The organism is Runella sp. SP2, from assembly GCF_003711225.1.
Lineage (GTDB): Bacteria > Bacteroidota > Bacteroidia > Cytophagales > Spirosomataceae > Runella.
This window is the reverse complement of the sequence record NZ_CP031033.1, coordinates 1-11,293: the sequence shown is the minus strand read 5'-3', so window position 1 is coordinate 11,293 and position 11,293 is coordinate 1. Positions and strand designations below refer to the sequence as shown.

Below are 11,293 nucleotides of genomic sequence, written 5' to 3'. Positions count from 1 at the left end.
ATTGCTATGGACAGGGCTACCATTGAACAGGCAATTTTTCAACATTCTGTTTTGTGCCAAACATTCCTGCCAACCCGCAATCCTGGCGACGATGTTCGTGAATGGGAACAAAAGCAGGGTAATGTTTCACTTTTAGTACAAGCGGGTAAAGCTATCAATCAGGAAGGCCATTTTGAAAATGTTGGTTTACCATACGGCACAAAAGCCCGTTTAATTCTTGCTCATATCAATAGCCAAGCGATTAAAACCCAAAGCAAAATAATTGATGTTGAAGATTCAATGTCAGCCTTTATAAAGCGTATAGGGCTTAACCTTGACGGCCACTCAATAAGAGAAGTTAAAGAGCAATTACGCAGACTTTCAACAGCACGTTTAAGCTTGGGCTACAGCGATGGAGTGCAAGGCGTTCAATATGAACTACAAATAGTTAGTGCGTTTGATTTATGGTTTCCAAAAGATGAACGTCAAAAGGTTTTATGGCCTTCAAGGGTGCAGCTCTCAGAAGATTATTTTCAAAGCTTGCTTAACCATGCCATCCCATTGGATGAAAGGGCATTAGCCGCCCTTGCTCATAACCCCATGGCTCTTGATATTTATGCTTGGCTTGCTCAACGGCTGCATAGAATTCCAAGGGGAGATTTTCAATTTGTTTCATGGATGAACTTATGGGAACAGTTTGGCCAAAATTATGCGCGTATTAGAGATTTCAGAAGGGATTTTAAAAAAACACTTCAATCTGTAATCAAGCAATATCCTTTTGCTAAACTTGAAGAAGTACAAGATAAAGGCTTAAACCTGTATCATTCCCCGCCACCAATTGAGAAAAAAACTATTATTTCAATACCTTCTTTTACTCAAAAACCAACAACATAACCCAAGCACGTGAAGTTACTCGCGCTCTATTTTTACAAAATCATAGGGTGTTCAGCATTAAGAGGTTAAGAAAAATTTACAATCTTAATGTACGTGAAGTTACTCGCGCCCCATTTTGATACAATGAGTTACAACCGAAGATAGAACCCTCTAAAACTACTGTTGCTTTAAAGTCACATGAAGTTACTCGCGCTTTTAGAGTGTTTTTTGATAGAAAAAAGCATTTAATCACCTATAACTTATTGATTATTAATTATTTATATTCAATTTTAATGTACGTGAAGTTACTCGCGCCCCCGTTCAAAGTCTCAATGTGGATAACTTTTTTTAAGAGATGTTAACTTTTAGAATAACTATCTATAAATCAATCAGTTAATATACCTACGTGAAGTTACTCGCGCCCCCTGTTTTTAGACCATTTTTTAGAGTTATCCACGTGAACTTACTCGCGCTTACCCCACTTATCCACGTGAAGTTACTCGCGCTAAGGCACGTGAAGTTACTCGCGCAAACCTATATATATAACCCTATATCTTTATATACCTATAATGCGGTCAAAAATGTTGAAAACTTTTTTAGTATTTTTCTTGAGCTAAAATATTTTACACCCCCTTTGCTAAAATTTTTGAAATTTTCTATTTGCTGTTGAAAAGAAAAAAGAAAGGTTTAAAATATAAATCTATGGATTAAGTATTTTATGAATTCCGAACAAGCAAAAAAACTTTCCCTACCTGCCATTTTGTCAAAACTTGGCCACCAACCCGTTAAAACCCTTAAAGGTGGATTTGAGCTTTGGTATAATTCCCCATTCAGGAAGGAAATAGAACCTTCCTTTCATACAAGCTTTCTTGGCAATAAATGGATATGGAATGATTTTGGCGATACAGGAGGCACAGTTTTAGATTTTGCCACCAGATACTACCACACCGATATTAAAGGAGCTTTAGTTAATTTAGAAAGTTTAATTGGCGATACACAGCAAAGCCTATTTTCTACGCCCTCAATGCCACTAACGGCACCACAGGCTACCAACCTACCTGCAAGTGATAAAACTCTCTCCTTGCACAAAATAAACGCCCTTAGCGCAAATTCTTTTAACGGCAAGGCATTACTGCAATATTTAACCAATCAACGGGGCATAAATCAAGACATAGCCGTTAAGTATTTGGTTGAAGTGCAGTATAGAAACAATGAAAACGGCAAAACCTATTTTGCCGCAGGTATTCGTAATGAAAATGAAGGGTACGAAATCCGCAACGCCTATTTCAAAAGCTCTATAGGGCAAAAAGGCATAAGCTTTGTAAAAGGCAAAGAGCAAGGTAAAGCCGCAGTTTTTGAAGGGTTTATGGATTTCTTATCTGCCTTAACTTATTATCAATCAGTAGATTTAGCTAAATTTCAAAGCTTAGTAGAGGCTGATGTACTAATAATGAATTCTGTTTCTTTTCAGCAGGAAGCAAAAGACCGCCTAAAAGCAGGTAATTATTCAAAAATTTCACTTTATTTGGATAATGATACCACAGGCCAGAAGGTGAAAGCCTTTTTTTGTGGTGAATTTCAAGAAATTACAGAAGATTTCTCACATATTTATAAGAAATACAAAGACTTCAACGAATTTCTTATTAAAGCGCAGGTAAAAAGAATGAAGCTATGAGCCTAAATTTTTATTAAAATATTTTTTAGCATGGAAGAGAATGAAAAAGTACTAAAAGAATTATTTGTAACTTATGCTTGGGGGGATATAGATCATGAGAATTGGGTGCATTCATTTGTAAATTTTTTAAGAGAAAACGGTTTTGATGCCGAGAACGACAGACTGATTAACCAGAGAGAAACTGCAACGGATTTTATGCAAATGATGCATAAGGGAATGACTGATTATAAAAAAGTTATTATTGTTCTTTCTTCTGGGTATAAAAGCAAGGCAGAAGGATTTAAAAGTGGGGTTGGTACAGAATTTTCTCTGATACTTAACGATATGGATAAAAATAGAAATAAATATATACTCATATCTCCTTTTGGCATAAAAGATGAATATACTCCATTAGCATTCAAAAATAAAGATATAGTTGATTTTTCTAATCCATTTAATAAGGTAGAACAACAAAGATTATTTGCTAAATTACAAGATATACCAACCCATAACTTTAAAGAAGTTGCTTTAAACAAACCAGAAGTAGAACCAATAAGCTCTTCTGGTTTTGTCGAGCATGTAAAAGAAAGACCTAAAATACATATTAAAGGTTTAGCCATAAAGGAAGCAGGCTCATCAATGCAAGGAGGGTTATATGATTATACTACTTTTTATATTAGAGTGTTAATAGAAAATATATCACAAAAAGTTATTAACGGTTTACTTGTTCAAATAGAGATACCTCTCCAACTCTACACCGATAGAAGTGATTATGATAAATTAAAATTTAGACAAGAAGAGGAAAAAGGATTTTTTGATTTTGAAAAGGATAAAATATTTTCAGGACAAACTTACAATACAGAAGAAATACGTATTCAAATATGGAACCATGATGTTCACGGAGGACTTCTTGAAAAAGAAATTAAAATAACAGTTTTCACAGACGAAGAACCTATAACAAAAAGCCTTTCAATTAAAAGCGCCTTCTTTATAACTAATAATCATGTAAGAAAAAATCTCACAAGTGAAATGTTTTTGCCCAGAGGTGGATACTATTAATAACTCTATTGATACATTTTTTAAGTTCTGCTAATCTCCTTCCAAAACAAGGAGATTTTTTATGTCATCAAATAACCGAGTTGAACTAACTGGCTTCTTAGATCAAGATGCAAAAATAATTGAGCAGGAAGGTAAAAAGTTTGTTGCCTTGAGCATTGCCACTACCGACAGCTACAAAGATGATGCTGGCCAATGGCACGAAAAAGAAACTATTTGGCATAATGTGTTAGTTTTCCGCCCTGCTGCCATCCAATTTGCTGAAAAGCTCAAGAAGGGTGATAAAGTAGAGCTGGTAGGCTCCCTTTCATATAAGCCTTTTAAAGATGAAAAAGGTAACACACATAACCAAGCCGCAATCATTGCGGGTTTTGTACAGCATCAACCTAAAAAATCAGAAGAGCCAAACCAAGAAGAGATAAACACCGCTCTACAAAAATAAAACCCGATAGCTTGAATGAAATTCAGGGGCTAACGGGAATAGTAAGACTTGTTTAATAGTACTTTTACCACATACCCCCAAATAAACCGTAAAGCTCAGAGGTATCAACTACTTGTGTAAATCCCATTGAACGCAAATGAGTAATAAGCTTTTTATCACCAGTCCACAGCTTTGAATTGTGCTGTAGTGCTAATGCAACATAGCTTATATCATAATTATCAACGCCTTCCGTTAGGCGGTTCGCTTCCTGCCAATACTGTTTTTCAATAAGCGTTTCATTATAAAGTTGAAGGCGATTTATGAGGGTTGAAAAATCATAAACCACTTCATTTACAGGCTTTTTTGAGTGTTTAACTATCTTAGTCTGATGCTTGAATAATTCAGCTAAGGCATAATGACAAGTTATATAGCGAACATCCAAAGAAGGGTAAGCGAGAAGCTTGTTTATTAGGCTATTAGGGGAAATAAGCGCACTAAACAGAATGTTTGTATCAACAATAATAATCATGGTAGAAATCGAGACTTATTTTCTTTCCACCAATTATTTTCTACCTGACGGGCAAGAGTAGCGGCTTGTTCTTCCGTTCCTTGGTTTTTACTCGATGATTCCATAAAGCGGAAATAATCGAGCAACCGCTGTACTTCCTGAATGTCGAAGCTATCAGGTAAACGGATTAAAATCTCATTGTTTTGACGTTCTACTACCATAACACAACCTTTTTTCAAATATATCACAATTAACAGCGTAAATCAATCAAATGTTCTTTTCTTGATTTTACTTTCTAATATTTTACTACTTTTCGCTGAATACTAGATAGTTATGTTTATAAAAAAGATGATATTTTCATTGTTGTGTAAAATCTGTAGTTAATGAAATAAAGAAATGTTGAAATCAGTAAATACTGAAATACTGAAATACTGAATTAAGTATATCATTAACTACTTATGGTGCATCTTCCGTTACCTCAATATCTTTGATGTAGGTTTTATTTTCATCGGTCAAGTCCATATCAGAAATATTTGCCTGAATAAAACTCACCCTATGCCGTAACAGTTGAAAGTAAATTTCGTGCAAGTTACGCCCCGTTATTTTTACATAATTGCCTGATATATAAATTTCTAACCCTTCGGAAGGGTCAAATTTTACCTTGGTCATGTAGGAGTAAGGCAGCGCATAAAATTTGCCACCCTTTAGCCGTACATCAAGCATAATAGCCCGTCTGCTTGCTACTCGCTCAATGCCCCAAAATTCACTTCCGCTTTCTTCAAGTTCTTCTGTAGTTTCGGTAATAGACATTTTAGGCTTATCTCTTAAAAGTTGCTCTTTTAGGCTCATTTTGTGTTATAACATGGTTTGAAGTTTGGGTAAATGTATTTGCAGGTTTTAGTTTTGATGCTGCTTCTTTCAGGTTGGAAACAGCTACACGGCTAATATTTTCAGCCTTACTTTTCCAAGATGCGTAAGCATTGGCCAATGATTGTAAACGGTTCACTAAAACAGCTTGTTGCATTATTTTCTTTTCAGTAGCACCTGCTTTATCTGCTACATCATGGGCGGAAATACGCTCAGTACTCCGATTACTTACAATATTTCGCAAATCTTCTTTGCTATCTGTGTATACTGAAACCGCCTCTTTACCCCGTGATACAGAAACATAAAATTGTTCTTTGGTTGATGCTCCGAAGGAATAGGAGCTTTGCGCCACTATCACTTTATCAACGGTTTTGCCTTGTGATGTGTTAGAAGTTACAGCGTAACCATGCGTAAAATGTCCAAAATCTTTATTTAGGGTTGAGCCATTACTCAGGCGTAAATTACCCTCATTGTCAAAGCCTGTAACGTTATATATCTGCCCGTTATTGAGCTTTGTTCCGTTTGTAGCCTTGCCATTCTTGGTTATGCGTATTTTATCACCAGTGGCAAAATTAGCGTTTTGAGGTGCATATACTTGAAACTTGGCCGCTTCATCTTTCGGCAGCACTGTTTGAGAATTCCCATTTTTTACAAATACATTCCCGTTTTCATCTTTACCCGTAATTTGAAATTTTTCGCCAGCCTTAAAGCCTTTAATATTCTGGTTAAATTCTACCACGTGGCCAGCTTGATAATTTACGGCATCTTGTCTTTCTGCCTCAGTAAGGTTTAAGTTTTTAAGCTTAGTTACCTGAATATCATCTTTATCAATTCGGCCAGCTTTTTGAAGTACTTCACGGATTTTATCCGTTACCATTTCCCCTTCTTTGTGAGTTGGAGCAACTACTAACACCTCTTTAAAACCCTTGCCTTTCCGTTCTGAAATACCCTGTAAATATTCAGTTGCAATTTCTTTCAAGCGTTGGTCTTTGTCCTGTATTTCACGGATAGAGCCGTTTTTGTCAAGTTGCTCATAGCCTTTTTCAAAATCCCCTTTTGAAATAAATTCCATTGCCTGTTTATAGGTTTTGGCGTTTTTTTGCCTTACAACCTCATTTACTCTAATTGCTTTTATGCCGCCTTTTTCCTGAATATTGCGGAACGCATCACCCCTTTCAACCGATGAATGTTGCTTTGTGTCTCCCGTTAAAATTATACGGTTATTATTGCGTTTGGCTAATTCCATTAATTGATTCATGGTTTTATTGCCAACCATGCCAGCTTCATCTATCCAAAGCACGTGATTTTTGGTTTGTTGTTGCAAATCCTTATTTGCCAGGAGTGAAGCTAAAGTATCAGCTTCTTTATAACCTTCACCACGCAGCACTCCCCGTGATGCTTCGGAGGAAGGAGCAAAAGCAAATATTTTGCGTCCAGATTCTTCAATGCCGTTTTTTACTTCACCCATCAGGGTAGTTTTGCCCGTTCCGGCCCCGCCTTCAATGGCAATAATTCCGTCATTTGAGCCTAAAGCGTGGCTTATTGCTTGTCTTTGTTCATAATTTAAGGCTTCATTTTTATATTGGTAATTATCATTAAGGGGTTTAAATCTACCTTTGGAGCTGATGCAAGATTGTATAAGTTGGTTTTCTTCTTGTATTTCGGTTTTAGTGGTAATGAGTTTTTTACCCTCAATATTTCCATGAATTAAATCTTTTCTATTATCAAAAGCCTGTCTGACTTGGTCAGGAGTACAGAAAGTAAAACCACGCTTGAAAGCCTCAGTTAAAAGCTTTTTCTCTTCAATGGCTGATTTTCTTTCTAAAGAATGGTTTAGGGAATAATCTATACATTGGTTAGGAGTAAGGCTTTTGTTTGCTTTAAGTTCTTTTTTCTTTTCAATAGCAAAACTGTTTCCGCCGAAGGCGGACGAAATTTTTTGAGCTTCATCATCAGTAAGCCTATTTTTCCAAATCTCCCGCAGTTCATCAGCTCTAAGCCCTTTACGCTTATGCTCACGGGTTTTTGCTCCTAAATTATCTAATGCTTTGGCATTGGTTATTTCTTTTTCAGCAGCAAGCTTTTCAATCTCATTAGTACGACGGGAAAATTTATCAATGGTTTCTCTCGATATGCCAGCCAGTTCAAAATTTGTTTTGTTGCGCTCCAACTCATAACCCACTTTTTGTAGTTTATCTGCTAATAGCGAATTAAAATAAGCCTCATAGTATGGTGCATCAGTTTTAATTTGTCCAAACTGAGCAGCTTTCCAAACTTGCTCCTGTTCATCAAAGGTTGAATTGAAGGCGAAGCAATGGGCGTGTAAATGGCAATCTGGTACACCATCAACAGGCCGTGATGTAGTATGTATAAACTCACCCCAAATGAGATTTCCCGTTTGGCGGTCGCTATCTTGGCCGTTTTTTCTAACCCGTGTTGCAGCATCGTTTTCAATGTGCTGCATAGTTTCAGAAACGGAATTACGAAACGCATCAAGTATATTTTTATCATCGTTGATGCCGTATGCTATTGAAACTGATTTTGGAACGCTAAAGGTGAAATCATAGCCTACACGACGGTTTTCGTTATGACGTGCGGTTAGTTGTTCAGCGGTTTCAGGGTTGATGTTGTAACATAGTGCTGTAAAGCTATCCTTTGTTACTTCACCAGTTAGGCCAAGTTTTTCGGCAGATTTACCGCCCCAATTGCCGATTATTTCACCTTTTTCAGCGTAGTAATCTTGTTTTGATAGCCCTTCATCATAATAGCGTGAAGCACCTTCAGGAGAATTGTTAGGGGTTATCCGAAGCATTTAGATAAAGTTAATTTGTTCCTGAAAATTAGTAGTGTAAATTTACAAAATCTACAATCAGTATCTATAACGTTATAGTAATTATTTTACACAGACATCTCCCCTTAGATGGCTAAGGAACAAAAACCCCTGCTTCGGATATGGAATTAGAATTGCATGACTTTTCATTTAAAGGTTTATTTGGCAAAAAAGCCACCTCTATAAAACCAGTTAAAAATCGTTATTTATTTCCGCCTGAAACACCTCAGTATAACCCCTTCAAAGACCTTGAATATCCTTTGCTGCAACTTTCGGAAAATCCCTCTGACCGTTGGACAATTGCCGATGCCGTGCGCGGTACTCAAATTTTTGGCGGTATTGGTTCGGGTAAAAGCAGCGGCTCAGGTAAAACTTTAGCCTTGCGATTTTTAGAAAGCGGCTTTGGTGGATTGGTACTTTGTGGCAAACCTGATGAAAAAGATAATTGGCTTGAGTATGCCCGTAAAGTAGGGCGAGAAGACGATATTATAGTATTCTCTAAAAATAGTGGCCATGAGTTCAACCCGCTCCAATATGAAATTGAGCGTGAAGGAGAAGGCGCAGGAGCAACCCAAAACTTAGTAACCCTCTTTATGAATATTTTTCAATTAGGGCAGCGCATCAATGGCGGAGAAGCAAAAGAAAGTGAGCGATTTTGGGAAAATGCTTTACGTCGCTGTATTATCCGCATAATTGATTTATTGAAGCTTTCAGGGGAAGAATTATCAGTAGCAAATATGGCTGAGGTGATAAATTCCGCTCCTACAGGTAAAGACTATATGGAGCATGTCGCTACTTTTGAAACAGAAGAAGAGCTTGAAAACTGGTTTTTAGAAACAGGCTATTGCACTAAATGTATTTTAAAAGCCGCAGAAACCGAGCTTAATGAAGATGATAAAGTTTGCTTCAATTTGGTTTACCGCTATTTTATGAGGGATTATCCTAAGCTTGGTAATGATACCAGAGCGGGAGTTTCTGAATCTTTTTTAGGTATAGCTGAGCCTTTTCTAACTGGTTTACTTGCCAAACAATTTGCAAAAGGTATCAACCTTAAACCTGAAATCACCCATGAGGGCAAAATCATAATCTTAGATTTTCCTGTTAAAGACTTTTTGGAAATCGGCATCTATGCACAAAGTATTTTTAAGCTAATGTGGCAACAAGCAACCGAGCGCAGAAAGATAATTAACGGTCAAGCCGTACCCGTTTTTTTGTGGGTAGATGAAAGCCAGTTTTTTGTAACAGAATATGATATGCTTTTTCAAACAACAGCGAGAAGCAGCCGAGCTTGTACCGTTTTTTTAACCCAAAATATCAGTAATTATTATGCTATCATAGGTGGCAAGCACCCTAAAGCAAAGGTTGATAGTTTAGCAAAAAAGAGAATAGCAGTTAAGAAACCAATTGCGGCAAGAAATATTATAACGGGCATGCTCGTAAGGCTTTAGGTTGAGCAAAAATATCCTTTTATTCAAGATTTCAAAGGGAATTTTTAAATTTATTATTCTATATAATCATTAGATTAAATATTTTATTAATCGTACAAAAATGTATGCCCGTTAACCATTTATTAATATATATAGTGTATAATAAAACTATAATTCTAAAAGGAGGAATTTATGGGTACTACTGAAAAGGAAATTCAAGACCAATTAAAAAGGTTTGGTGCATTAAATGAGAAATTGAAATACCAAGTCGAGATACATGGTATTGATAAAAGCGTATTTCCAATAATTGAACAAATGGTAAAGTTACAAGATGCCAGAGCTGATTTTATTGCAAGTGAGTATAAAGATTTAATGAAGATAAATCCAGATTTTGCAAAAAAGCTTGTTGAACAAGAAAAAGAACTTATTTCAGCTCAAGCGAAACACATAGACTATCTTGGACATACTGGCACTGAGGCTATCCGCAACATGGCCAATAAAAATATGGTTGAGTTGGAGAATATACGTTCTGATTTTATCTCAGCTATCACCGACAGCTCTCAAGAAGCTGGCCACACTACAGCCGCAAAAGGTAAACCCAAAGGAAGACATTAAGTTTTTTCATAAGTAAAGAACAGGAGTTACATTTCAGGAACGACTGTTGCAGAAGTGTAACCCCTGTTGTATAAGTTGATTTTACTTTTAGAAATAAACCAAAGTGAGTTATATATGATTTTTGCTTCTAATCCAATTTAAGATTGGATACTTTCTCATATTCACGTATTTTTTCATTCATTAACTCTGAATCTGGATACTCTTTTTTCATTAATGCAAAAAATTGATATACCATTGATTTCTCTTCATCAGACTTTATACACCCATCAATTAATAATTGATGAAAGGCATTACAGTAAAAAATATATGCTGCATAATTATCTAAATATTGATAAGTGTAAAATAAGTACTTCTTTTCAGAGCAATCATTCCTTTCAGGTTGACTAATAATATAAGCCATAAGAATTTTTGATTCTTTACGTTTATCTTTGAAAAGCGCCTCAATAGATTTCCCGTTAGAATAGTGTTCTCTATATAAATTCTTTAGGTTTTCACTGAAACTTTGGAGTTTTTCCCTAAGTTTGGCGTTAAGGATAGGTGTTAATTCTTCTACAAATTTCAATCTATCAATAGGTCTGGGCGGAGGTGGTATTCTTTCTGAAGTATCTTTTTTCAGCGTATCAGAGGGTATTTTCGCAACTGTATCTCTTTTCAGCGTATCAGAGGGTATTTTCGCAACTGTATCTCTTTTCTCAGAATCTTTAGCATTATTAATATGCTGATCTAAATTTTTAGATATTAGGAAGGTTAAAAGCCCAACAAATGCTATACTGAAAGTTAGAATTATTATTAATCGAATAATTCTATAACCATGAATGGGTGATAGCGTAGGGAATATGGATCTTCTAATAACACTTCTAAAAATATAGACAAGTGCACCAATACTAATCCCTGCAATTCCTGCAATCTTTCCAAGATTCTCTAGTAATTCCATTTTACTAAGGTTTGAATAAATTTATGAATAGCTCCGTAATTTGATAGGAAGTAAATATATTAAGAATCAACAACTGTTTAAAATATTCATTACAAATATTATCTAAATGGCATATTAGTTTGTTTTGTG

At 35.9% G+C, this 11,293-nt stretch carries 11 protein-coding genes; 6 read left to right on the top strand and 5 right to left on the bottom strand.

Annotated elements, in window-relative coordinates; genetic code table 11:
- The 4 genes from DTQ70_RS30540 to DTQ70_RS30525 all read left to right on the top strand — a co-directional run.
- A partial coding sequence (locus tag DTQ70_RS30540; RefSeq protein ID WP_164490313.1) for a replication protein RepA occupies positions 1-873 on the top strand: 873 nt, incomplete at its 5' end.
- Between the two features lie 697 nt (positions 874-1,570).
- Positions 1,571-2,527, top strand: coding sequence for a toprim domain-containing protein (locus tag DTQ70_RS30535; RefSeq protein ID WP_122934738.1), 957 nt, complete (start codon positions 1,571-1,573; stop codon positions 2,525-2,527).
- A gap of 30 nt (positions 2,528-2,557) precedes the next feature.
- Entirely contained in the window at positions 2,558-3,565 is a 1,008-nt protein-coding gene (locus DTQ70_RS30530; RefSeq protein WP_122934737.1) for an SEFIR domain-containing protein, read from the top strand.
- Between the two features lie 61 nt (positions 3,566-3,626).
- Complete coding sequence (locus DTQ70_RS30525; RefSeq protein WP_122934736.1) at positions 3,627-4,004, top strand: single-stranded DNA-binding protein; 378 nt, start codon at positions 3,627-3,629, stop codon at positions 4,002-4,004.
- Positions 4,005-4,068: 64 nt separating this feature from the next.
- Here the strand turns inward: DTQ70_RS30525 and DTQ70_RS30520 are convergent, their stop codons facing one another.
- The 4 genes from DTQ70_RS30520 to mobF all read right to left on the bottom strand — a co-directional run bounded on the left by DTQ70_RS30520 (position 4,069) and on the right by mobF (position 8,170).
- On the bottom strand, positions 4,069-4,512 hold the full coding sequence (locus DTQ70_RS30520; RefSeq protein WP_122934735.1) for a PIN domain-containing protein: 444 nt from the start codon (positions 4,510-4,512) through the stop codon (positions 4,069-4,071).
- Complete coding sequence (locus DTQ70_RS30515) at positions 4,509-4,712, bottom strand: hypothetical protein (RefSeq protein WP_122934734.1); 204 nt, start codon at positions 4,710-4,712, stop codon at positions 4,509-4,511. The genes DTQ70_RS30520 and DTQ70_RS30515 overlap by 4 nt, the downstream gene beginning before the upstream one ends.
- 235 nt (positions 4,713-4,947) lie before the next feature.
- Entirely contained in the window at positions 4,948-5,301 is a 354-nt protein-coding gene (locus tag DTQ70_RS30510; protein ID WP_122934733.1) for a hypothetical protein, read from the bottom strand.
- Between the two features lie 7 nt (positions 5,302-5,308).
- Positions 5,309-8,170 carry a MobF family relaxase gene (mobF, locus tag DTQ70_RS30505; protein WP_122934732.1) on the bottom strand — a complete coding sequence of 954 codons (2,862 nt, stop codon included), beginning with the start codon at positions 8,168-8,170 and terminating at the stop codon, positions 5,309-5,311.
- 140 nt (positions 8,171-8,310) lie between these two features.
- On the opposite strand from mobF, the gene DTQ70_RS30500 reads away from it, so the two are divergent.
- Positions 8,311-9,636: a hypothetical protein gene (locus DTQ70_RS30500; RefSeq protein WP_122934731.1), complete on the top strand. Its 1,326-nt coding sequence runs from the start codon at positions 8,311-8,313 to the stop codon at positions 9,634-9,636.
- A gap of 171 nt (positions 9,637-9,807) precedes the next feature.
- Complete coding sequence (locus DTQ70_RS30495) at positions 9,808-10,230, top strand: hypothetical protein (RefSeq protein ID WP_122934730.1); 423 nt, start codon at positions 9,808-9,810, stop codon at positions 10,228-10,230.
- Between the two features lie 127 nt (positions 10,231-10,357).
- On the opposite strand, the gene DTQ70_RS30490 is transcribed toward DTQ70_RS30495, so the two are convergent.
- Entirely contained in the window at positions 10,358-11,164 is an 807-nt protein-coding gene (locus tag DTQ70_RS30490) for a hypothetical protein (RefSeq protein WP_122934729.1), read from the bottom strand.
- Positions 11,165-11,293: the final 129 nt, after the last annotated feature.